General features: G+C 59.9%; 19 protein-coding genes. 3 read left to right on the forward strand and 16 right to left on the reverse strand.

The features are described 5' to 3' along the window. The first annotated feature begins 119 nt into the window (after positions 1 to 119). Positions 120 to 1,436 carry a hemolysin family protein gene (locus tag DYE26_RS20040; RefSeq protein WP_036626571.1) on the forward strand — a complete coding sequence of 439 codons (1,317 nt, stop codon included), beginning with the start codon at positions 120 to 122 and terminating at the stop codon, positions 1,434 to 1,436. Positions 1,437 to 1,548: 112 nt separating this feature from the next. Here the strand turns inward: DYE26_RS20040 and DYE26_RS20045 are convergent, their stop codons facing one another. Together DYE26_RS20045 and DYE26_RS20050 are read right to left on the reverse strand one after the other, a co-directional pair. Further along, the gene (locus DYE26_RS20045; RefSeq protein WP_036626573.1) at positions 1,549 to 3,291 is read right to left on the reverse strand and encodes a hypothetical protein; all 1,743 of its coding nucleotides are present in this window, start codon (positions 3,289 to 3,291) and stop codon (positions 1,549 to 1,551) included. Between the two features lie 451 nt (positions 3,292 to 3,742). Further along, complete coding sequence (locus DYE26_RS20050) at positions 3,743 to 4,735, reverse strand: NAD-dependent epimerase/dehydratase family protein (RefSeq protein ID WP_051985745.1); 993 nt, start codon at positions 4,733 to 4,735, stop codon at positions 3,743 to 3,745. Between the two features lie 260 nt (positions 4,736 to 4,995). Between DYE26_RS20050 and DYE26_RS20055 the strand changes: the two genes are divergently transcribed. Both DYE26_RS20055 and DYE26_RS20060 read left to right on the forward strand, forming a co-directional pair. Further along, entirely contained in the window at positions 4,996 to 6,048 is a 1,053-nt protein-coding gene (locus tag DYE26_RS20055) for an LCP family protein (protein ID WP_036626574.1), read from the forward strand. 3 nt (positions 6,049 to 6,051) lie between these two features. Beyond that, positions 6,052 to 7,371, forward strand: coding sequence for a right-handed parallel beta-helix repeat-containing protein (locus tag DYE26_RS20060; protein WP_036626576.1), 1,320 nt, complete (start codon positions 6,052 to 6,054; stop codon positions 7,369 to 7,371). A gap of 128 nt (positions 7,372 to 7,499) precedes the next feature. On the opposite strand, the gene DYE26_RS20065 is transcribed toward DYE26_RS20060, so the two are convergent. From DYE26_RS20065 to DYE26_RS20135, 14 genes are all read right to left on the reverse strand, one after another. Beyond that, on the reverse strand, positions 7,500 to 7,916 hold the full coding sequence (locus tag DYE26_RS20065) for a VOC family protein (protein WP_036626577.1): 417 nt from the start codon (positions 7,914 to 7,916) through the stop codon (positions 7,500 to 7,502). A gap of 791 nt (positions 7,917 to 8,707) precedes the next feature. Next, positions 8,708 to 10,138 (reverse strand): sugar transferase, encoded by a 1,431-nt coding sequence (locus DYE26_RS20070; RefSeq protein ID WP_036626579.1) that lies wholly within the window; start codon positions 10,136 to 10,138, stop codon positions 8,708 to 8,710. Beyond that, the gene (locus DYE26_RS20075) at positions 10,135 to 11,349 is read right to left on the reverse strand and encodes a glycosyltransferase family 4 protein (protein WP_051985746.1); all 1,215 of its coding nucleotides are present in this window, start codon (positions 11,347 to 11,349) and stop codon (positions 10,135 to 10,137) included. Before DYE26_RS20075 ends, DYE26_RS20070 begins: the two co-directional genes overlap by 4 nt. Beyond that, complete coding sequence (locus tag DYE26_RS20080; protein ID WP_036626581.1) at positions 11,346 to 12,509, reverse strand: glycosyltransferase; 1,164 nt, start codon at positions 12,507 to 12,509, stop codon at positions 11,346 to 11,348. The genes DYE26_RS20075 and DYE26_RS20080 overlap by 4 nt, the downstream gene beginning before the upstream one ends. Next, the gene (locus DYE26_RS20085; protein ID WP_036626583.1) at positions 12,506 to 13,759 is read right to left on the reverse strand and encodes an O-antigen ligase family protein; all 1,254 of its coding nucleotides are present in this window, start codon (positions 13,757 to 13,759) and stop codon (positions 12,506 to 12,508) included. Before DYE26_RS20085 ends, DYE26_RS20080 begins: the two co-directional genes overlap by 4 nt. Positions 13,760 to 13,762: 3 nt before the next feature. Next, positions 13,763 to 15,109, reverse strand: a complete 1,347-nt coding sequence (locus tag DYE26_RS20090) for a glycosyltransferase (RefSeq protein WP_051985747.1) — start codon at positions 15,107 to 15,109, stop codon at positions 13,763 to 13,765. Between the two features lie 19 nt (positions 15,110 to 15,128). After that, positions 15,129 to 16,700 carry a polysaccharide deacetylase family protein gene (locus DYE26_RS20095; RefSeq protein WP_051985748.1) on the reverse strand — a complete coding sequence of 524 codons (1,572 nt, stop codon included), beginning with the start codon at positions 16,698 to 16,700 and terminating at the stop codon, positions 15,129 to 15,131. Positions 16,701 to 16,704: 4 nt separating this feature from the next. Beyond that, on the reverse strand, positions 16,705 to 18,096 hold the full coding sequence (locus DYE26_RS20105) for a lipopolysaccharide biosynthesis protein (protein ID WP_036626584.1): 1,392 nt from the start codon (positions 18,094 to 18,096) through the stop codon (positions 16,705 to 16,707). A 10-nt stretch (positions 18,097 to 18,106) separates the two neighbouring features. After that, entirely contained in the window at positions 18,107 to 19,285 is a 1,179-nt protein-coding gene (locus DYE26_RS20110; protein ID WP_051985749.1) for a DegT/DnrJ/EryC1/StrS family aminotransferase, read from the reverse strand. Next, positions 19,282 to 19,875: an acyltransferase gene (locus tag DYE26_RS20115; RefSeq protein WP_036626586.1), complete on the reverse strand. Its 594-nt coding sequence runs from the start codon at positions 19,873 to 19,875 to the stop codon at positions 19,282 to 19,284. Before DYE26_RS20115 ends, DYE26_RS20110 begins: the two co-directional genes overlap by 4 nt. Positions 19,876 to 19,906: 31 nt before the next feature. After that, positions 19,907 to 21,253: a nucleotide sugar dehydrogenase gene (locus tag DYE26_RS20120; RefSeq protein WP_227872875.1), complete on the reverse strand. Its 1,347-nt coding sequence runs from the start codon at positions 21,251 to 21,253 to the stop codon at positions 19,907 to 19,909. Continuing rightward, entirely contained in the window at positions 21,254 to 22,297 is a 1,044-nt protein-coding gene (locus DYE26_RS20125; RefSeq protein WP_051985750.1) for a Gfo/Idh/MocA family protein, read from the reverse strand. After that, a complete protein-coding gene (locus tag DYE26_RS20130; RefSeq protein WP_051985751.1) occupies positions 22,294 to 22,974 on the reverse strand; it encodes a YveK family protein in 681 nt (226 codons plus the stop codon). Before DYE26_RS20130 ends, DYE26_RS20125 begins: the two co-directional genes overlap by 4 nt. Further along, positions 22,964 to 24,097, reverse strand: a complete 1,134-nt coding sequence (locus DYE26_RS20135) for a polysaccharide deacetylase family protein (RefSeq protein ID WP_051985752.1) — start codon at positions 24,095 to 24,097, stop codon at positions 22,964 to 22,966. The genes DYE26_RS20130 and DYE26_RS20135 overlap by 11 nt, the downstream gene beginning before the upstream one ends. Positions 24,098 to 24,234: the final 137 nt, after the last annotated feature.

The raw sequence follows: 24,234 nt of genomic DNA on the forward strand, positions 1-24,234 counted from the left end.
CATTTCTCGAAAATCCTTCTTTATATCTAAACAATGCTGATTAGCATTGCTTCCGGATCATATTGTATAATAGTAAAGTAATTTATTTTATTTTAAATCATAAGGAGTAGATGCAAAGAATGGACAGTGACAGGCTTTTGGTGTTGAATTTGGTATTGGTCGTAATCCTTATCGCTTTAACGGCATTTTTCGTGGCGGTAGAGTTTGCGATTGTTCGTGTTCGGGGCAGCAGGGTGGATCAATTGATCGCCGAGGGACGCAAAAACGCGCTCGCGGTCAAAACGGTAACGACCCATCTGGACGGCTATCTATCCGCCTGCCAATTGGGGATTACGATCACCGCGCTCGGACTCGGGTGGCTCGGGGAGCCTACGGTGGAGAAGATACTGCATCCGCTGTTCCACAGCCTCCATGTACCTGATACACTAAGCAGTGCGCTATCTTTTATCATCGCTTTTGTAGTTATCACTTATTTGCACGTCGTTGTGGGTGAACTGGCGCCAAAAACGATGGCCATCCGCAAATCCGAGGAAATCGCCTTGCTTACGGCCAAACCGTTGATCCTGTTTACCAAAATCATGCGCCCGTTTATTTGGGCCTTGAACGGATCGGCGAACCAGCTCGTGCGCTTGTTCGGCATCAAACCGGCTTCCGAGCATGAAGAGGCCCACTCCGAGGAAGAGCTGCAAATCATCATTAATGAAAGCTTTGAAAGCGGCAAAATCAATCAAAGCGAATACGGCTACGTAAGCCGGATTTTTGCCTTCGACAACTTGCTGGCCAAAGAAATTATGGTCCCCCGCACCGACATGGTGTGCTTATATACAGACAAGTCGCGGCAGGAAAATCTCGAAATTATCAAAGAGCAGCAATACACCCGATTCCCTGTCGTCGAAGGAAGCAAAGACAACGTCATCGGGATCATCAATACGAAACAGTTTTTCCTCGCCCACGAGAGCAACCCGAATCTGGATATCGCTTCGATCCTGCAGCCGGTCATGGCCGTCTCGGAAGTGATGCCGGTCAACGAGCTGCTCAAAAAAATGCAGCAGGAAGGTACTCACATCGCCATACTGATCGACGAATACGGGGGTACGGCCGGACTGGTAACGATTGAGGACATTCTCGAGGAAATCGTCGGGGAAATCCGCGACGAATTCGATAAAGAGGAAGAAGAGCCGGTCGTGCAGCTCAGCGACACCCATGTCATCGCCCAGGGAACGGTAACGGTTAACCAGATTAACGAGCTGCTGCTCACCGATCTCAGCACCGAGGAAGTCGATACGATCGGCGGCTGGCTGTTCGGGATGAACCCCGGCATGGACGTCGGCGAAACGCTGGAGCACGAGGATTTGACCTTTAAGCTGCTGGAAAAAGAACCGCACCGGTTCCGCAAGCTGGAAATCGTAAAAAGGGCCGCGGTAGAGGCCAGATAGCCGGATAATCGGGAGCCGGATCGCTTTAGGATAAAAAAGGCTGTCCGCAGGTTAACCAAAACTTGCGGCAGCCTTTTCGGTTTCTTCGGGAGGAAGGCTTTGAAGCTTAGACTCACGGGAGCTGCCGCCGGACTTCGGCCACTTCATCATCCCGGGGCATTTCATCGCCGTAACGGACTTTATAGTACAAGCGGACAAGGAGGCCCGCCCCCGTATTTTGCAGCTCCTTGACGCCGGCTGCCGCCAGCGGCGCCGGTCCCGGCCCATCGGCCGCGCGGGCTGCAAACAATTTAGGCCCGGCAGGCTTTGCGCCCTCGCCGGCAGCCGCGGGTTTGGCGAATATGGCCTCCCTTGCGGCCTTGGCGGCCTCCGCCTCCGCCGCGGCCGCGGCCAGCTTGCTGGCGTAGCCCGGCTTTTCCGCTTTCTCCTTCACCTTGCCCGCCGCCTTGCCGCGTCCCGTTTTTACGGCGCGTTCCCGCCTAATATCCAAGGCCGTTTCATAGGGCGTAAGATGCGGTTTGATCCGATACCCGCCTTTACGCTCCGCCTGCAGCATACGGCGGTACAAATAGCGGACTCTCTCCCGATTGTCCCGCAGCTCTTCCCAGCGTTCGGCTTTTCCGGGACGGAGCAGGGCCGTCCCCGCTTTTTTCCACTTTTTGAGCGCAGCTTCCCATGTGAAAATACGGACTTCCTCGTCGCGGTAGGCGGCGTTTTCCTCCACGGCCTTCTCCCGGCGCAGCAAATCCAGCAGGCGGTCGATCGCCCGGCGCCATACTCCGCCCGCGTTCCGGTAAAGCCAATACAAGCCGAAACCAAGGGCTGCCGCAAGGGCAAGGATGCCGATGGAATAAAAAGCGATGTCCAAGAGCCGCGACCAGATTCCCGGCTCGTGCGCCTCCGCCGCCGGCTGCATCGGCTGCATGGGCGGCAGTTCTACCGCTTGTTCCGGCGGCGGCTCCTGCTTCCCCGGGCGGGCCAGCCATTGGACAAACGTTTTCACCATACCCCACAGCTGGCGCCCGAGCCACCCGCCCGCCCCGGCCGCCAGCGCCAGGGCGACGATGACGATAACGCCGATGAACAGGCGGTTATGGCGTTTCAAGCCGCCGGGAAGCCGCTCCGCTGGATCGCCGGACAGAAAGCTGTAGCGCAGGAGGCTGTCGTTCGTAACGAACAAGGCCAGCGCCAAGCAGGCCGCCCCCGACCAGGTGAGCAGCGGGACCGTTCCTTCGAGCCCGGGAATACGCGGGAAGACGATGCCGGCGACAAAGTATAAGGCGATGCCGGACCAGTACAGGCGGAAATTGCCGATCCGCAAAGCGGCCGTAAGCCCCTGGAGGCAGCTGAACGCGCCGGCGGCAAACCAGAAGCCGGCGCGCACCATCGCAAGCGCGAGGGCCATGGGCTTGGCCGGGCCAGCGATGGAACCCGCGGCCGCAGCCGCGCCGGTACCAGTGCCAACAATGGCATTGACATTAGTAGTAGCACCAGCATCCGCGTTGGCGACCGCGCCGGTCCACGTCCCGCTCCAAGCCTCTGCCCAGGCGCCGGCGCCTGCCCAAACCGCTGCCAGGGCAAGCACCGCTCCCAGCAGCAAGGCGGCGGCCCACCGCTGCCACACCCTGCGCAGCCGGTTGCGCAGCAGCACGCCCCCTAGCGATGCCAGCGGCAGCACTCCCAGCCAAACCGCCTCCCCCGGCCCCAGCAAATAGGCCTGAGCGGCGAGCCAAACCGGGAGCAGCAGGCCCAGTTCGACTTGGCAGGACAGCCAAAGCTTTAACGAGCTGTATATGTAAGCGGAACCATTGGGTTTCGCGCCAATCGCTTTCCCCTGGCTTGCATCTGGTTTCACGCCAATAACCTCCATTATTTTATAACTGGAACCGGCTCTTCAGAACATGTATATCAACTCATTCACCGATAAAATCATCATACCATAACCGTGGCGGATCCGGCGCCATTTCTGTCCGTGCATCGTCACTCATCACATAGAAAGGCGGCCTCCCCGGTTGCTATTCCGGAGAACGGCCGCTTTGTCGCTTTGTTGCCTTGGCGCCGATATCCATTTCATGCTTACATCGCCGCCGAGCCGGACGGCCAAGGTAAGGTCCATTGGAAAATTCCAATTAGGTTGACGGAAAGTGCGCGCCATCTTGAGATCTCATTGGAAATATCCAATCAAGCGGCTATATTTACCGGCAAATTTTAATTCTATTGGATATTTCCACTCAAAACGGCGGGTCAGCTCTCAGCATATGAACGATTAAACAACCAAGCTAGCAAAAAGACGTCTTTCCCAACAGTCAGCCAACCGAAGTTTCGGTATACTCGGCGCCATCCTCGGCGGCGGTGCCGACGCGTTGAACGAGCAGCGGGTTTTTGCGCGCTTCCGCTTCGAACTCCACCATTTCCTGCAGCCCGGCATAAAACGAGTAAGCCGGCTGCCACCACAACACGTCGCGGGCTTTGCCGTTATCCAGCACGCTATGCTCGATATCGCCCGATTGCGGGGGGCGGTGCTGCGGTGATACGTTTCTCCCGCTCAGCTCCCTGAGAACGTCGACGGCTTCCAGGAGGGAAATCCCGGTGCCGCTGCTGATGTTCATGACCTGCCGGGACCCGGTGCGCAGCGCCGCCGCGTTGGCCGCCGCCACATCCTTTACATAAATAAAGTCGCGCGTCTGGCTGCCGTCCCCGTACACTTCGAGCGGCAGCCCCGCTATCATGCGTTCCACGAACGCCGTGAGCACCCCGTCCTCCCCGGTCCGGGTTTCGCGTATTCCGTAGACGTTGGCATACCGGAGAATGGAATAATCCAAATTGTACCGCCCGGCAAAAGACTGGATGTACATTTCCGCGACCAGCTTGGAGACGCCGTAACAGGACAACGGCTCCGTCGCATGCGTTTCCTTGACGGGAACCTCCCGCGGATTGCCGTAAACCGCGGCGGATGAAGCGTAGATGATTTTCCGCACCTCGTAACGCGCGCACAGCTGAAGGAGCCGGATCGTCCCCATAATGTTCGTTTCCGCATCGTCCAGCGGTTTTTGCAAGGAGCGTTGGACGCTGATCTGCGCCGCGAGGTGAATGACGGAGTCCGGCCGTTCTAAGGCAAAAACATGCTCCAGCTCCTCCGACACGATATCCAGCTGATACACGGTCACCGACTTGTCCCTGCCCAGGTTCCTGACCGCCGCGGCCCGGTCGACCACCACCACTTGGTCTCCTTGCGCCACAAGAAGTTCTACCGTATGCCGCCCAATAAATCCCGCTCCCCCAGTTACTAACACTTTCATTGTTCCGACTCTCCCATTCCACGGTTTTCCGCCAGATTTCACTGTCTCAAACACCATATGTCAGCAATTTCCGGAATATACTCCGCGGTGCCGGATAATCGCAGGCCGGCGATCGCAGCCCGGCTCGCAAACTCGTGCGGCGCAGTTTTCCCCGCCTTTTTCCCGCACCCATAGAATAGAAGGCGCCAATGGCAAATATACTGCTATGAAGCTAGCAAAGAAGCCCGCAAATATACCTATTCCGGAGATGGAGAGGAACTATGAAAATACCCAAAAAACTGGTCATATCGATATTGATGCTGGTGCTTGTCCTGTGCGGAAGCACGCTATGGCTGTACTTGAAATTCGAGCCGTCCCGGCATTTTCGCAGCGCTGATATCCCGGTGTTGGCTTCGCCTTCGTCCGTCCCGGAAGCGAAAGCGAACGAAGGCGTAAATCCAAACGCCGGCCTTTCCGGCACAGATGGCCGCCCGGAAGCCGGCGGCCTTGGCGGCAACGAAGGAAACGCCCAAAACGAAGGGGCCGTTAAAAAAGCGGCCGGCAGCTTCAACATCCTGCTGCTGGCGACGGATGCGCGAGCCGCAGAAGCCTCCCGGACCGATGTGCTAATGCTGGTTCACGTCAATCCGAAAAACGGTTCCGTCCATCTGTTGTCGATTCCCAGGGACACCCGGGTCCGCCTGCCGGGCATCGGCCTGACCAAAATCAACCACGCCCACGCGATGGCGGAAGCGCGCGGCAAAAGCGCTCACGCCGGCACCGAAGCGGCGATCCAAGCGGTTAGCAATCTTTGCGGATGCTCCATCAACTATTACGTCAAAACCGATTTTGCAGGGTTCGAGCATTTCGTCGACACGATCGGCGGCATCGACATTGAGCTCGATTCCCCCGTCCGGCTGACCTATCACCATTTGACGCTGCCCGCCGGCAACCAGCATTGGGACGGCCAAACGGCGCTTCGCTTCGTCCGGGAGCGCAAATCGCTGCCGGACGGGGACAACGCCCGCCAGCAAAACCAGGCGCTGGTGCTCAAAGCGATCGCGCAAAAGCTGCTCGTCCCCGACAACCTGTCCCGGCTGCCCGACTTGGCCAACCAGGCGCTGAAGGACTTTCTCGACACGAATCTCACCAAAAGCGATATGATCAGCCTCGCCTGGATGGCCAAAAATATCGAAGCCGCCGACATCGGCTATACTCAGTTTCCGGGCAACAGCGGCAAAGCCTACGATCCGCTTGTGAAGACCGATCTGTATTATTGGATGCCGGATATGGCGGCCTGGGAGCAAATGTCCGGCGAAGTTTTGGGGGATTAAGCGATGCCTTTCGGGAACGGGGGCAAGCCGGGCCGGTTCAGCCGCCGAAGCAAACGGCCGCGATGGAATACGAAATTGGCCGTGTTGGCGCTGCTTGGCCTGGCCGTTTGCCTGGCGCCGGCGATCTGCCGCCTGCAAGCAACGTTCACTGCGCCTACGGCCGTATTGAACGTCAAGGATGCCGGAGCCAAAGGAGACGGTATCGCCGACGATACCGAGGCGTTTCGGCAAACGCTGCGTTTGGCCGCTGACTTAAGTCGCGGCGCCGAAGTGATCGTTCCGGCGGGAACCTACCTGCTGCGGCCGGATCAACCGCTGCCGCTCGGCAACCATGTGTCCGTACGCGGACAGGGGAGTCCGGTGCTGAAATTCGCCGCCGCGCCCGATGCCGGACACGGCTTCGAAGCCATCAATATTGCCGGCCGGGACATCCGCCTGGAAGGTCTGGTTATCGACGGCGGTTACCGCCTCAACCGCGGCATCGGCATCCATACCGGCTCGTCCGACGTACGGATCACCGGCAGCGTCATTCGGCATTTCGGCCCTTCGGACGATCCGCAAAGCCCGCTTTTCAACTCCGTTGTTTCCGGCCTGATGATTTATGGCGGCACCGAACAGATCACAATCCGAGGCTGCACGATTACCGGCATCGCAGCGGCCCACCATCCTCCGGTGGCGCGCGGGATCATGGTCTGGAGCGAACCCGGCAAGCCGTTTGCCCGGTTCGTCAACATCACCGGCAACGTCATTTCGCATATTACGCCGCGGGAGGACGCGGATGGAATATTTTTTGACAAGCCGCCCGCCGAATCGCCGTTATCCCGCTCCGTCATCGAAGGCAACCTCATCCACCACGCCGCCAAACGGGGGATAAAAATCTCCGCACCGGGGGTAACCGTCACCCGCAACCGTATAACCAATTCTTTTTCCGGCGATAACCGCTACTTGTTTCCGCCGGACGATCCGCTTCCGCAGGATATGTATTCGGCCATTTCCGTTTATGCCAGCTATGTGACCGTGTCGGGCAATTCGATCGGCGGAACGGGCAGCTACTACGCGGCGATTGAAGCCGATGCCGGGCCGCTGCATGATCTCGTCATCGAAAACAACAAAATTTCCGGCGGCACCGCGGCTTTCCGGCAAAATACGAGCGGAATCCGCCTGGGCGAGGTCCGCCGCTTCCGCATCACAGGGAACACGATCAGCCAGGTGGAAAAGGGAATCCGCCTGTCCCCGGAGGCGGAAGCGGAAAAGCGCAAGGGAACGGGAAAAATTGCGGACAATAGCATCGCAGACGATAATGTCGCGGAACCCCCGGAATAGCTGGCGGCTTGGGCGAAAAGGCGGAACGAACGAAAAAGCGGCCGACTTTCCCGTCGGCCGCCCAACTTTTTAATACCGTTTTATCTCAAAAGATGAACAATGCTTAATCTCGTTTACGCCTACGCCGGTTACGCTTGGTTGGACGAAGGATCGGCCATATGGAAAACTTCCCATATATGCCCGTTTATGTCCTGAAAACCCCACTGGTACATAAAGCCGTGATCCTGCGGATCACTCGACGGGACTGCCCCGGCGGCAAAGGCTTTATTGACGATTTCGTCCACGTGTTCGCGGCTGTCGGCGGCCAGGGAAACAAGCACTTCGCAGGTTTTCGCCGCATCGGCAAGCTCTTTTTTGATGAATGTTTGGAAATAAGGCTCCACGAGCAGCATGGCGTAGGTGGTGTCGTTGATGATCATGCAGGTAGCCTTGTCGTCCGTAAATTGCAAGTTGAACTCAAATCCGATTTTTCCGAAGAAATCCATCGTTTTCTGCAAATCTTTTACCGGCAGGTTAATAAATGTACTCTTCGCCTGAAAAGCCATGCGCGATCACCTCTTCAATTAAGTTCAATATCTCCCCCAGCATAAAGCATCATTTCAGAAACATCAAGAGAGAGATCGCGTACGAGAAACACCGCCTGGGGAGTTTGCTGCGGCTTTTTTTAAATGCGCAGCCAACCAAGCCTCTGCCGGAAAAAGAGGAGAAAGCGACTCAAACTCAACCTGCAAAAATCCGGACTGCCCGAGAAACTCCAGCGAGAAACTTAGAACATAAGGGCAAAAAGTGTTGCTATTCCGGCGATATCCGTCTGTTTGAGTGCAATAGAGGCATTTTATGTCGTTATTTCCCCCCGTCGCAAGGAAATGCCCGCGTTTCGGACCATACCTGGAAAATAAGTACACAAATTGCCGCTATTGGGAATGAACAGGCTTGGCTCCGGATAATAAGTACATAAAGTGCCGCTATTTTGCAGCCGATGGTTGGTCCTCTTCGCCGTTCCAGGAGCCAACCGCCAAGCGCCGATTTCCAGGTTAGTCAGGCTATTCATACGTGAAATTCCAGGACAAATGACCCGATTTCAGGCGGAGAGCGGAAGTTTGATTGGAAAAATCCAATCAGGCGGTCGTATTTACCATTGGATTTCCAATTCTATTGGATATATCCAATGGCCATGCCGGTAGGCTAGTCTCAACAACAAAAAAGCGCCGATCGCTGGCGCAATAAAGCTGAAGTGCGTTTAGCGGTTGTTTTTCTTTAGCCGGCCGCAAACCTTCTCCTCTCTGGTATGGGAGGACGATGCGGGGTCCTCGATGGCGGGGGCCGCGGCGGCGGTCTATGAAGTTCCCTCAAACGATGAGGACGAAGCCATAGGCGGCGGCGCCACCGGCAACGGAGCGGGCGACGGCGCCGGATGCTCCACCCCCTTTGCCTGCTCGCGCTGAAGAATGACCCGGATCGTCTGGAACAAAATCTGGATATCGAGCAGCAGCGAGTATCGTTTGATGTACATCAGATCGTAGCGAAGCTTGTCGGACGGCGTGGACGCATAGCCGGCCATCACCTGGGCGTAACCGGTCAGCCCGGGTTTGACCATCATGCGGTATGTATAGTGGGGCAGCTCCTCCTTGAACCGGTTGATGAAAAACGCCCGCTCCGGCCGGGGGCCAACCAGGCTCATCTGCCCAAGCAGCACGTTGAACAGCTGCGGCAGCTCGTCGATGCGGGTAGACCGCATGAACCGGCCCAGCCGCGTGATCCGGGGATCGTCCCGCCCCGCCAGCACGGGGCCGGTCATCCCCTCGGCGTCTTCCACCATGCTGCGGAATTTATAGAGCGGGAAAGGCTTTTCCGCAAGCCCGACGCGCTCCTGCACGTACAGCGCTTTGCCTTTGGATGTCAGCGGAATCGCCGCAAACATGAACAGCATGACGGGGGAGGCCGCCAGCAGCAGCAGCCCGGAGACCAGCAGGTCGAACAGGCGCTTGACGAGCCGCTCCGGCAGCGAAAGATGCGGCGGCATCAGCGAATAGACAAGCAGATCGTCGATTTGCTGCGGCTCGGCGTCGGCCAAATACAGCTCATAAAAGTCCGGAATCATGACGACCTCCACATTTCTCCGCCCGGCCAGTCGGACCCATTCCGCTTTCGCCGGGGAAGGCAGACCGGGGCCGACGATCAGCGCTTCGATGCCCGTCCAGACGTGCTCCGGCAGCCTCTCCCCCGCCTCGGCACTTTGGATGATCCGTTCAATGTGGAAGCAAGGTTTGCCTTTGAGCATGATTTTGTGCAGAGTGGTCAAGTCCGAAGGCGAGCCGGGGCCGATGACGACCAACGTCCGTTTGCGGCCGATGCCCTGACTCTGTACAAAAAACAACAGCAGCCTCAGACCAAACGACAGCAGCAATTGTACAAAAAAAGTCACAAACAGCAGCCACGGCGGCAAAAAAAACGACCGCGTCCCATACCCGAAAACGATCAGTTCGGCCGCGATAAACAGCTGGGCCAATACGAGATTGAACAAAAACTGCGATGGTTTGCGCCGCCCGGCCAAATCATACAAATTAAAAAAATAGTATGTCACGATCGTAAACAGCACAAGCCACGGGGCATTGCGGAAAAAGGCCTCCTGGACCGCAACAAGCGGGAAGGCTCTGCCCGCCAGTACCAGCAGCCGCTCGGCAAGCAAACAGCCGGCATAAACCATCAGGCCGTCCAGCAGCCATAACACCACCTTCATTCCCCTGCTCCGATACAGTTTAATCAAAGGCTCCCCTCCTTTTCCCCGGCGCCGGTCCGCAGCGGCTGCGCATCATGCCGTGCGGGGACGCGGACATTCCCTTTCCCATTCCCTTTTCCTTCCGCTTCAGCATAAATTCCGGCCAGTTCCCGGCGCACCCTATCCAGATCGTACTCCGCGGCCAGTATCCGGCTGGCTGCGCCCATCCGCCGCCGCAGCCCGGGATGCTCATACAGCTCGGCCAAGGCCTCCGCGGCGGCCCGGGCGTCCCCTACCGGAACGAGATAGCCGTTGTGCCCCGGGACGGCCAAATCCCGGCTGCCCCGCACGTCCGTGGCCACCAGCGGTTTGCCTGCCGCCAGGCCTTCGAGCAGCGCGCGCGGCAGCCCTTCCCGGCGGGACGAAAGCACCAGCACGTCGGCGGCCTGAAGCAGCTGCGGAATATCCTTGCGGTAACCGAGGAAACGAACCGCTTCCCGCAGTCCGAGATCCTCCGCAAGCTGCCGGTAATGGCGCTCCCGGCCGCCGGTTCCCGCCAGCAGCAGGACGGCGGGAACCGCCCGCCCGCGCAGCTCCCGCAAAGCCTCCAGCAGCTGCCGCTGGTTTTTGTTGCCGTTCAGCTCGGCGATGCAAAGAATCGCAAAGTCTCCCGGCGCAAGGCCCAGCTCCCGGCGCAGCCGCGCCGCCTCGGCGGCGGAGGCCGGGGCAAACTCCCCAAGATCGACGCCGACGCCCGGCAAATACGCAGCCTTTCCGCGAACCGGAAAACGGGCGGCGCGTTCGTAATCCTCCCGGTTGATCGTAATCAGCACGTCCGTAAAACGAGCCATCAAGCGCTCCAGCGGATAATAAAGCAGCCAATTCCGCCACGGCGCGCCGCTGTAAAAGTGGAACCCGTGCGCGGTGTACAGAACCTTGCCGCCGCCGGCCCAAGCCGCCGCCAGCCGGCAGATGACGCCGGCGTTCGGGGTATGGACGTGGACCAACTCGTACCGCTCACGCCGCATCCATTTCGCGAGTTCAAGCAGCGCCTTGAAGTTGCCGGACGTAAGCGGCCGGCGGCTGAACGGAAGATCGCGGCAGACAAAGCCCGCCCCAAGCAATTCGTCGCGGCAGTGATCGGGAGCCGCATAGGCGTGCACCTCAAAGCCGCGGCTTTCCAAATCCCGCATAAACGGCAGGTGGAACGCGGCCAAGTGGGCGTAAACGGTCGCGACATAAGCCGCTTTGCCGCTCATCCTTCCCCCACCCCGCTTCCGAGCGCCGCTTCCGCGGGCGCCAGGCTCCGCCCTGCGGCTTGGCCGTAAAGCTCCGCCCATTTCGCCGCGACGCGCCCGATCTCGTAATGCTCCGCCACATGGATCCGGCCGCGCTCGCCCATCTCCTCCCGGTCTTCCGGGGCCAGGGCCATGATGCGCTCCATCGCTCCGGCGAGCTCATCGGGAGCCTCCGGTTCAACGATATAGCCGCTCACACCGTCCTGTACGGCCTCCGCGTTTCCGCCGACGCGGGTGGCGACGATCGGCAGACCGCTGGCGGCGGCCTCCAGCAGCACGATGGGCAATCCTTCCCATTTGGAGGAAAGCACGTAACCGTCGGCCGCGTTCATCAGTGCGGGGATGTCGGTGCGAATGCCGAGAAACCGCACCCGGTCTTCGATCCCCAGCTTCACGGCCAATTGTCCGGCGCGCGGCCGCTCCGGGCCGATTCCGGCGATCCACAGGCGGCTGTGCGGATAAGCCTGCAGCACCTTCGCGAAGGCGAGCAGCATGGCCGGGTAATCTTTCTCCGGGACAAAACGCCCGGCGGCCAGCCAAACGAACGGCTTCGGCGAGCCGCAGATGTCCATCTCGGCGCGTATCCGCGCGCACTCCCGCTCATCCTGTGCAAACCGGCTAAGATCGATCCCGTTTTCCATCAGAACGATTTTGCGGCGGGGCGCGATTTTCCGTTTAATATATTGTTCGACCGCTTCCCGGCTGACGTTCGTCAGCAAATCGCCGAGCGGGTCGCTGAGCCGGTACAGCAATTCCCGCCATCTTCCCCCCTCATTTATATTGTGGGCGGAGCAAATCAAGAACGGAATCCGCACGAACAAGCGGGTGGCCCGGGCCAGCAGGTTGGCGTGGACCAGATGGCTGTGGACGACGTCCGGCCGCATTTCCCGGATGATCCTCGCCAGGCGGAAAATGGCGCGGGGATCGGGGACGCCTTTCTTCATGTTCAGCGAGCGCACGTCCACGCCAAGCCCGCGCAATTCGTCAAGGTACGCGACCGGCGGAATCATCGTGACGAGCCTGACTTCGCAGCCTCTGGCCCGCAAATCCCGGCACAGCAGGACGACCTGGCTTTCCGCGCCGGCATAGTCAAACCCGGTGATAAGAAACAGGATTTTCATAGCGTACTAACGGCTCCTTTCGGTTGTCTTTGCGGCATAAGCGACAGGGCGGTAAACGCGATCACGACGTATTCGTAGTTGAATCCGAAGTCCCCGCTCACGAGCGCGTACCCGGCCGTCTGCAGCAGCAGGACGGCAAGCAGCGGCGACCGTCCGACGGCCGCCCCCAATGCGAATAAAACGGCGAAGGTCCATAACGTCAGCCCGGCGATTCCCCCTTCGGCGGCGATTTCCAGCACGATATTGTGCGGAAAATCCCGGGCCAGCGGTTGCGTCACACTCCCCAGTCCGGCCCCGAAAAAGGGCGATGCCGCAAACTTTTCCAGCGCCTTCGCCTGCAGCTCCAGCCGCCCGATGTAATTATCGTCGCCAAAGAGCTGATTGACGTCGAAAAGCACCATAAACCGGCTGCCGCCGATCCACTGCGCAAGCTGCGGTCCGTAAGCGGACAAGGCCGCGCCGGCCAGGGGAAGCAGGAGCAGCAGCGGCACCAGCAGCCGGGACAGCCCGAACCGTTTATTGCGGTATTTCCGGATCAGCCACACGGCGAACATGACGGCGTTGGCCGCCGCGAATACGACCACCGGACCGCGCGACTGCGTGGCAAAGGCCGAAACGAGCGCCGCCGCCAGCGCCGTCAACCGGAGCGGCAGCGGTATCGGCTTCGCCCACAAACAAACGGTTGCCGTCATCAGCGAAGCCCGCGCGTGGAAGATCGGGTTGCCGCCGGGCAGCGTCAGCCTGCCGGGATATTCCCCCGAGTATTCGCCCAGCAGCAGATGGGCGGCGGCAAACGCCAACCCAACCCAGGCGACGGCGGTCCAGGAGAACTTGCCGTATTTTTTATAAACAATGTAAATGTATGCCGCCGGGATCACGCCGTGGGCAAACAACACGATTTCTTTCGTCAGGCCCGCCGAATCGGATGGCGCCCAGGCCAGCGAGACCAGCGCGTAAACGAAAAAAATCGCCCAAAGCCAAACCCCGGGGTCCCGGAAAATATCTCGCGCTGAAGTAGGCCTATGAAACAGGGCGGCGAGCACCGGCAAAAGCGGAAGCGCGATCAGCAGCACGAGCGCTTGCCCCGGCGCCAAGAGCTTGTAAAAGTAGCCGAACAGGTCGAAGTAGATGCAGAAAGCAAACAGGTACGCGGCATCCACTTTCATTTTCAGAACCAGCAGGCACTGCAAAAAGAACACGGCTGCAGCCCCGACAAGCAGCGCCAGCCAAAACAAGGTCAGCACCGGCATCCCTTAACTCCCTCTTTTCCGTTCCCTGATCCGTTCCATATATCCGACCCGGGCCGCCTCCTTGACGGCGGTGTCCAAATGCCCGATGCCGTTCGGCTCCACCCTGCGTCCTTTCCAGCTCCGCGCAAACCGCTCGATCGCCGGGAGGTTTTCCAGCACATTTCCCGGCCTGTTCGGCAGCTGCAGGACAAACGGAACCGGATCGGGAAAATCGGTCTCCCGGTACGCCGTAATGACCGGAAGCCCGTTGGCCAGGTATTCCCGGACCTTCAGCGGGGACGCTTCCTCCATCCCTTTGCGGTACAGCGCCAGCGTGCCGATCGCGATGTCGGCCCGGTCGAGCAGCGGCTGGTAGCCGCGCTGCAGCAGCCGGCCGTGGAACGTCATATTGGGCGGAATCGGCAGCGCCAGCTCCCCGCGCTCCACGCCGACGATGTCAAATCGCCAATGCGGTTTGGCCGCGGCCAGCTCGGCGATATGGTCCACCCCGTGCCAAGCCTGCCCGGCCGACCCGAGAAACACGAAGCGGACGGCGTCTTCGGCTCCGGCTAGGGAAGCCGCCGAGTGCGGGCCAGCCGCTGGCGCGTGCGGGCCGGCCGAAGATGCGCGCGAATCGGTAAAACATGCGTCTTCGGCCATAGGTTCAGCTTCACTTCCGTCTTCTGCGGGGCTCGCCGCTTGGCCAACCTCCCGGCTGGACGGGTTGCACGCTCCAGCGGCCTGCGCCCCAACGGCCTGCGCTTCAGCAACCTGCACTTCAGCGGCTTGCGCTTCAACGGGCCGCACTTCGCCGCCCTCCCGTGCCAACGCGTACCGCGCCAGGTCGATCCCATTGCCGATGACCGCCTTGTCCTTCGCGTAACGGCGGAAGCACGGGGCTTCCGCCAGCTCGCCGCTGACGAACACGAACCCGCCGGCGGCCCCGAGCACGAAGCGGCGCGTCAGCCGGTGGTAGTAATAACGCAGCCGGCCCGGGCCGCGCTCCAGCGCCAGTTCGGACACATCGTTGGTGTTGATTTCAAGCACCGAAGGAAATTCCCGAAGCAGCCGGGGGAGCGAAGGGTAATACAGATCGAAGCGATGGTAAACGACATCGGGCCCCCAGGCGCGCAAGTCTGCAAGCAAGGCCCGAAAACGCGCCAACCTGCCGGGCTTTCCCCGATACGTTTCCACGATGACCGGGATTCCGCCGCCTGCCGCTTCCTCCCAGCTTTCGCCATGCCGGCTGGTGAACAGAAACAGCGCCGGCTCGTGGCCCAGCGATGCCCAAGCGAGCGCCTGGCCGGTCACTTTTTTGTACACCCCGCTGTCCGGTCCTTCGTTCCAGTGGATCAAATAGGCAATTTTCAAAACGGCTTCCTCCTAACGATTACGGTGAAGCGGCGATGAGCTCCAGGCATTTGCTGTAAACGGCGCGCTCCGAAGTTTTCAGCAGCTGGCTGTTATGCCACAGCATCGTAAAGTCCCCGCTGTATTTCATACATTCCCGATAATAGCCGCGGATTGCATCATAAGCCTGCTCATGGTCCAGCCCCATGTACTCCGGATGCAAAATCGTCTGATCCATGACGATCAGGGGGCGTTCCCGCAAGGCCAGCGCCTTCCGGGTTTTCAGATTAAACACCGGGAATTCGTAACAGACGCCGCAGCGAAAGCCCGCCCGGTCGGCATAGCTGAGCGTGCTGTCATACTGCAGTCCCGCGTCCTCCCAAAACTGCCACGTATCCGGGGCCTGCCAGCGCAAATAATGCTGTCTTCCACCCCAGCGGTCCTGCCTGATGCCGTTGGCCCGGGCGATTTCCACCAGCTTTTGAAATTGCTGGCGGATGCGGGCCGGGTTCAAGTAGGTGTTGTAGCTCGGATGCAGGCCGATTTCATGGCCCCGGGCGTGAATTTCGCGCAGCAGCTGCTGAATCCTCGGATCCTCGATCGCATAATTGCCGTCAATGCCCGGTTTGGTCTTCTCGGTGATGAAATAAAAAGCGCTGCGGATTCCGGCCCGTTCGCTCTGGTCCATCAGCCAGGAGAAGGTGTTGTACGGATCTCCGGCCAGGCTCTCCCGCCCCCGGTACAGCATTCTGGCCTTCTTCCGGCCGGATTCGAGATCCCGCCGCCGAAGCACATCCATGACGATATCCCGAAACACGCGCAGCCGGCTGCGGCCATAGATGTAAAAGGGAAAATCGACGTCATGGGTTATGCGGACCGCCGGCGTTCTCACTTTTCGGGTCAGACCGGGCCACAGCCGCTTCATGAACCGCCACAGCACCTCCACGTATTCGTTGACGATCGGCCGGTCCAGGAAGGACTCGCGGTAGGCGAGCGACGCCGTGGCCGGAAACCGGTCGATCGGGTCGCGCTCGCGGATGACCAGCTCCTCGTAGCGCGTCAGCATAAACAGGCTGCTGCCGAACACATCGATCCCCAGGTAAAATCCCTCTACGTCCGCCTCGACATATTCGCCCTTCCCGCCTTTCCGCCCGTAAATAACCGGGAGCGGCGGTTCCGCCTCGCCGCTGCCCGGCGGCCGAAACCGGTCCAACGGAAGGCGCGGCAGGGAAGCCTCCTTTAGCCAGAGCGCATCGGGGGTTTGCAGCAGCACGTCCGGCATCCGCAGCCTTTTGGCGGACACCGGCGTTACAGTGCGCGTGTCCGAAGAGCGGCCCGAACCTGCGGCCCCCGAGGCATCCGAGGCATTCGAGGCATTCGAGGCCCCCGAGGCCCCCGAGGCACCCGAGGCACCCGAAATATCCGAAGTTTCCGATGTTTTCGAAGTTTTCGAAATATCCGAAGCCGCCGTAGCTTCAATCATGACCAGTTCGATCTGTTTGCCGTCCCCGTAAACCACGTTGTATTCAAGTCCCAGAAATTCCCCCAAAACCACGCGGTAGATGTATTCTCTTTCCGGCAGGCGTGACAGGGGAGAGTATACCGTCAACATTCCCTTATCCTCGCTCCTTGCTCTGTATTGGTTCGCTCCCCGCTTCGCCCTGCGCCTTGTATTTCCGCACCGAATGCCAGGAGAGCATCAGATGCAGCACATAGCCAAGCGTCGAAGCGCCGCTGAACAGCCAGATCGCCGTTTCCGCCGTCTGATGGGTGAACCAGGCGAACGTCAGGGAACCGAGAATCAGAAACGTACGGATGATTTCCCGGTACAGGTGAAGGTCCTGCCGCTCCATCACGTCGATCGTCGAGCCGACCGAATTGGCGACGAACTGGCTCAAATACATGACCGACAAGATGCGGATATAGCTGCCGGACTCGGCCCATTCGCCGCCGAACAGAAACGGAAACAGAAAAGGGCCGACGCCAACGAGCGCCAGAATAATCAGCAGACCGACAAGGAAAACATTGCGGACCGTTTTGCGAAACAAGGGGTAAAGCCGGCTCGGATCATTGATCATATAGTCCGATGATTCCGACAAATACACATTGCGGACAGAAGTCATAATCAGCGTCATCGGCGACCCGAGAATGCGCTGGCACAGCGCAAACCACCCGGCCACTTGAGTCCCGTACAACGAGGCCAGCAAAATCGCCGGTATGTACAGCACGATGCTGTTCAACACGTTGGACGACATCGACAGCAGCGGAAACCTCCGGTACCGGTACGCGCTGTCCCGCAGATCGGCCCAGCCCGAGACGATTTGCTGCCGCTTCACATCGCGCCGCCACAGCTTCCACTGCGGAACGAGGCCACCGAAGCGGCCGATAATGTCGCCGACGATAAGGCCAAGCGGGCCCAGTTGAAACAGGCTGAGCCCGATCTGCGAAGATACCTGGGCGATGCTTTGCGTGTATTTCGTTCGCGCCAGCTCGCGGAAATATTTTTTGCGGATGGACCAATAATTCAAAATTTGATAAAAACCGGCGCCAAACAGGCTGACGATAAACAGCAGGTAATAATGGGCAACGTAGGATTCATGCATCCAAGCCGCCAGCGGCCCCTCCAAAATGTGAATGCCGATGCCGCTGGCGATGCTGACGCCGATGCAAATCCTAAGCGACAGGCTTAGCACGCTCGAGGCCGTGCGGTCGTCCTCCGGCAAGGTAATGGCGTTTTCGTACGAAAAGGAAATGACCATGAGCAGAATGCCGATGATCGACAGGTACATCGAATACGTCCCGTATTCCGAAGGCGAATAAAGCCGGGTTAAAATCGGCAGCGTCGCCAGAATGATGACCTGGCTGACGATCGTTCCGCTGGCCAGCACGAACACGTTGCGCAAAAAGCCGTCGCCGGCCAGCTTGCGGAACAAACTGACGGCATGGCGGACATGAAACAGCTCCCGCAGGCCGTAAATTTGCCGCGCGAAGGGTAACTTTTTGAACATGTTTCGCTTCTCAATCCTTACTTGATTTCATGAAACGCTCGATATGCCCGGCGATGTAACGCTGCGCATCCTCTCCGAGGTGCGGCCCGATCGGCAGCGACAGCACCTCCTGCGACAGCTGTTCGGCCATCGGCAGCGGCGTCCCCCCGTTATCGGCCATATAAACGGGAAGCTTGTGGACCGGCAGCGGATAATACGCGATCGTGCTGATCCCCGCGGCGGCCAGGGCGGCCTTAAGCTCGTCTCTTTTCCCGTTCAGCACCCTGATCGTGTATTGATGATATACGTGCTTGACACCGCCCTCGCATTTCTCCGGCAAAATAAGCCCATCCAGCCCATGCAGCAGTTCCCCGTAGCGGTCCGCGGCAAGTCGGCGCTGCTCGTTCCAGGCGTCGACGTGCGGGAGCTTCACCCGCAATATGGCCGCCTGCAGCTCGTCGAGCCGGGAATTGAAGCCGATCCGCTCGTTGTAGTACTTCCGCTTCGAGCCGTGCGTCCGCAGCATCGCCGCCGTCTCGGCCAGCGCCGGATCGTCCGTCGCCAGCATGCCGCCGTCGCCGTAGGCGCCGAGATTTTTGGAAGGAAAAAAGGAATAGCAGCCCGCGTGCCCGATCGTTCCCGCCTTGCGTCCGCCCGTTTCCGCGCCGAACGCCTGAGCGGCGTCCTCGATGACGATCAGCCCATGCGCCCGTGCGATGTCCATAATCCGGCCCATCTCCGCCGGACGGCCGAACAAATGCACCGGGAGGAGCGCTTTTGTCCGCGGCGTGATGGCCGCCTCCAGGCTGTCCGGGTTCAGGTTGAACGTCGCGGGATCGACGTCGGCAAACACCGGAACCGCCTGCACTCGGCTGATCGCCTCCGCGGTGGCAAAAAACGTGAACGGCGTCGTGATCACTTCGTCGCCGGGGCCGATTCCGGCCGCCAGCAGGGCGATGACGAGCGCGTCCGTGCCGGAATTCAGGGCGATCGCGTGCCGTACGCCCAGGTAATCGGCGGCTTCCCGCTCCAGTTGCTTCACCTGGTTCCCCATAATAAACGCCGCTTCGTCCAATACGGCCTCAATCGCTTCCAGCAGCCGCGGCTTCAGCTCGGCGACCTCCCGCTTCAGATCCAACACGGGAATGGGATCGGCGGTTTGATCGCCATCACCTGTCCCGTAACCGTTTAAGCCCTGCGCCTGATTCATGCCGGATTCGCCTCCTTCAACATGGCGATGCGATCCTGCTCCAGCCGGTATTCCCTGCCGCAGTCCCCGCAGGCCGCAAGCCCCGCCTTAAAGCCAAGCGTTTGCCCGCAGCGGCAGACCCAGCCGATTTGCCGCGCGGGCACCCCGGCGACCAGCGCATGCGGCGCGACGTCCCGGGTGACGACGGCCCCCGCGCCCACCAAAGCCCATTCCCCGATCGCCACCCCGCAGACGACGGTCGCGTTCGCGCCGATCGAAGCGCCCCGCCCGACCCGGGTTACCTGGTAATCGGTGCTGCGGTTGCGCGGAAAAGCCGCACGCGGGGTCAGCACGTTGGTGAACACCATACTCGGCCCGCAAAACACTTCATCCTCCAAAATGACTCCTTCGTAAACGGAAACATTGTTTTGGATTTTCACCCCGTCCCCGATCGTCACGCGGTCGGCGACATACACGTTTTGCCCGAGGCTGCAGCGCTTTCCGATCACGGACGTGGCCGACACATGCGTGAAATGCCATATTTTCGTCCCCTCCCCGATTTGCGCGCCGGGATCGACTACCGCGGTTGAATGCACATATCCGTTTCCCATTCCACTGACTCCTCAACTTAAATTTTTAAAATCAGAGCAAATAATAATTGTCCGGCTTCCGCCGGCCCCGCATACCGTTACGGGTGTCGAGCAAAATACGGCTGGCTCTGCCGATCAGGTCGTAGTCAAATCCGGAGTGATCGGTCGTGATCACCGCAATGTCCGCCTCGCCGACCCGCCGCTCCGTCACTTCCTCGCACACGTAACGCTTCCCGCGCCAGTGGAATTCGGGGATATGCGTGTCGCTGACCCGCACGTTCGCGCCCCGTTCCTCCAGCAGGCCGATCATGGTCAACACCGGCGACTCCCGGTAATCGTCGATGTCTTTTTTGTAAGCCACGCCCAGCAAATATACGGTCGAGCCGCGCAGCGGCTTGCCGTCCCGGTTCAGGATCTCGGCGATTTTCTGCACGACGAATTCCGGCATTGCGTTGTTGATTTCGCCGGCCAGTTCGATAAGCCGCGTATGGTAGCCGTATTCCCGCGCTTTCCAGGTCAAATAAAACGGATCGATCGGGATGCAGTGTCCGCCGAGCCCCGGTCCCGGATAAAAAGCCATAAACCCGTAGGGCTTGGATTTCGCCGCGTCGATGACTTCCCATACGTTGATCCCCATGCGGCTGCAAAGGACGGCCATTTCGTTGGCCAGCGCGATGTTGATATGGCGGAACGTGTTTTCGTAAATTTTCTCCATTTCCGCCACCGCCGGGCTGGACACGACATGAACGTCCCCGTTGAGCACCTGCCGGTACAGCGTTTCCGCCACCTCCGAGCAGGCCGGAGTTACGCCGCCGACCACCTTGGGCGTGTTTTTCGTATTAAACGTTTTGTTTCCGGGATCCACTCGTTCCGGCGAATAAGCCAGAAAAAAATCGCTGCCGCAGCGCAGCCCCGTCGCTTCGAGAATCGGCCTGACCAGTTCATCCGTCGTGCCGGGATAGGTCGTGCTTTCTAGGACGACGAGCATCCCCGGATGCAGGAATTTGGCGATCTCGCGGGCCGAGTTCTCCACGTAGCTCGTGTCCGGCTGCCGGTAAATATCGAGCGGGGTCGGCACGCAGACGGCGACCGCGTCCACGCCTTTCAAAAAGGAATAGTCCGCCGTCGCGCTAAGCCGTCCGTCCCTCACCATTTCCCGCAAATCCTCATCGACTACGTCGCCGATGTAGTTATGCCCGCTGTTTAACATGTCGATTTTCCGGGCTTGCACGTCAAAGCCGATGACGCGGTAGCCGGCCTTCGCTTTTTCCACGGCCAGCGGCAGCCCGACGTAACCGAGGCCGATCACGCCGATGACCGCCGTTTTGTCCTCCAGCTTGCGCAGCAGCTCCATGCGGCCATAACGGGAAGACCCGGCTCTCAAGACTTCCGTTCGCATTCAAACTTCCCCCTTTCCCGCGCCTTCGGGAACCAGACGGAAATCTCCGCCGCGGCCGCCCCCGGTCATCTGCAGCGCCAGCTCGACGGCGCGGATGCCGTCCTCCAGCGTGACCGCCGGCTCGCGGCCTTCGGCTACCGCGCCTACCAGGTCGGCGATGATGCACTGATGCCCCGGAATGCCGTACGGGTCCTGCTCCACCTCGCGGATCAGCGCCGCCGTCTCCTCTTCCGACATGCCCGCGCACGCCCAATGGCGGATCCAGTTGGCCGTCCGTCCGCCGATGACGGCATAGCCGGTTTCGCCGAAGACGGCGATCGTCTCCTCCAGGTTGTGCCCGTACACCGTCGTGGCCGCTTCGATCACGCCAAGCGCCCCGCTCTCCAGCCGGATCGCGGCGATCGCCACGTCCTCCGCTTCGATCCGCCTGACGCGCGTGGCGACGAGCGATTTGACTTCGGCCACCGGGCCGAACAGCCACTGCAGCAAATCGAGGCCATGGATCGCCTGATTCATCAGCACGCCGCCGTCCATCGCTTTGGTTCCCCGCCAGGCGGCCTGATCGTAATACGCCTGGCTGCGGTTCCAGCGGACCGTGACGTTTACGTGGCTCAGCTTGCCGAACCGGTTTTGCGCCAGCGCGTTTTTTAAATGCCGGATCGCCGGCCTGAACCGGTTCGGGTGCACGACCGCCGCCCGTACCCCGGCGGCGCGCACGGCCTGCCGCAGCCGCTCCGCTTCCTCCAGATCAAGCGTCACCGGCTTCTCCAGCACCAGATGCTTGCCGGCGGCCGCGGCTTTCAGCGCCAGCTGCGCGTGCAGCCCGCTCGGCGCGCAGACGCACACCGCGTCCACGTCCGGCTCCCGTTCCAGCAGCGTGCCGAGCTCGGCATAGCAGGCCGCGTCCGGCAGTCGCATCCGCATCTCCGCCAGCCGCCCCGGATTCGGGTCGCATACGGCAACCAGCCGGGCTCCCTCCGTATTCTCGATCGCCTCGATATGTTTGCCCGCGATATGTCCGCATCCCGCGATCGCAAAATTCATCGTATCGCCCCTCCTCTATAATTTCTTCCATCCGGACCAATGTCTCTCAGGGTGCCCGGGTAATCTTCCGGCAAATAGCGCCGCGCCTTTTTTCGCTCGTCCCTTTTTTCCAGAGCCAACGCCAGGCTTAACGCCGCAAACAAACCGGCGAAGGCCGCCAGCGCGATATTGAGCATTTTGCGCGGGCTGACCGGGATCGCCGCCTCCTCCATGCTCGCCGAATCCAAAATCGAGACGTTGGCGTCCGCGATGATTTCCTTGGATCTGGCCACGAACGTTTCCGCAAAAGCGTTGGCGATCGCTACCGCTTCTTTGGGGTCGCTCCCGGTGTAAGACAGCAAGATGACCAGCGTTCCCGGATCGGTCCGCACCCTGACTTTCTTCAGCAGTTCGGTGGCGGATTGCGGCGCGGAAACCTTGTTTTTGACCTCGGAGGCGATATACCGGCTTTGGATCGTATCCTCGTATGTTTTCGTCAGCATTTGGCTGGCCAAAAATTCGTTATATGTACTGGAATCCGGCTTGGATACGATATTGGCCACCAGGCTGACGTCGGCCCGGTAAGCCGGGCTTACAAGCTCGTTCGCCAGCACGGCCGCGCCGATGCATAGCGCGATTACGGCCGCAAAAGCGATACAATGGCGTTTGACCGCTCTGCCCAAAAACTCAATGTCCATGAAGCTTCACCTCATTTGCGGAATAACTTGGCCCGGGGGAAGTCCGGCAAGCGGACACCGTTTCTTCCGCACGCGCCGGGAAAGCATCAGCCTCGGCCCCCGCTCCTTCCGCCGGCCTTCCTCCCTGCTCCGCTGCCGGCCGGCCGGCAAGCACAGCCTCGGCAAGCTCCTCCATGTTCAGGCTGATCATGCCGTAGCGTTCGGCAAGCCGGCGAAAATGGTTCGCCAGCCGTTTCAGCGCCCGCATGCCCGCCTCCTCCGCGGCGTTGTAGGGATGAAACCACAGGTGGTACACCTGCCCGTGTTTCGCCGCGTGCGTCATGCTGCGCCGCATCCGGTACAGCCTCAGCGGCTCCAGCCAGCCGAGCCAACGCGGCGGCGAGCGGAAGAAAAAGCTGGCCGGCAAGCTCAAAGGCGCCTTGGGGGCGAGCGACTCCGCCGGATAGGTATGGTGGCCGGTCAGGTTGAAATAGCTGTCCGCCAGCCTAAGCGCTCGCTTCAGCGGGGGATCGGAAACGGAATATCCGTCCCGGTACAGCCAGTGCTGCGGGTTGCCGCGATACGTCTTGATGCCAAGCTCCGCAAGCCGGCCGACGTATTTGCGGCGGATCTGATTGCGGGGCAGCACCAGGCTTTCGAGGGGGATTCCCCGTTTAGCGGCAACGTCCGCCGCGGCCTGCAGGTCGCTGTAAAATTGCCGTTCGGTTTGTCCTTTTTCCAATGAATAATAATGCGAAAACGTGTGGGAACCGATTCTTTGGCCGGGGGTGGAGCGAATCCGCTCGATCAGCGACAGCGCAAAATGATGGGGATCATCGTCCTCCCCTTGTCCGACGCCGCCGCCCGCGATATGCCCGTAAGGGGACAAACGGGGATCCGAGTATGCCGGCTTAAGCGCGGGCAGCCCCTGAAGCATCTCTTCCTTGCCGGCAAAAAAGAGCAGCCCCACGGTCGCCCAAGTGGCATGAATGCCGCGATCGCGGAATAAATCTAGTATTTCGGCAATTCTTTCGCGTTCGCCGCCCCATTTTTCCGCATACTCATCAATGCTGCAAAGATCCCGGACGCCCCAATACAGTTCGAAATCCAGCGATACCACCAAAATCCCCCGTTTAGTCTCCATACCTACCATTCCTTTGTTGGAATAATCCGCATCCTATCGTCCGCATAACGTTTTGCTATATTGTGTTATATTCAGGGCGCCGCCGTTTTAGTAGTCAAATGCAAAAAAGAACGCCCGGGGGGCGCTCCTTAAGTGGT

This window comes from Paenibacillus macerans, assembly GCF_900454495.1.
Classification (GTDB): Bacteria; Bacillota; Bacilli; order Paenibacillales; family Paenibacillaceae; genus Fontibacillus; species Fontibacillus macerans.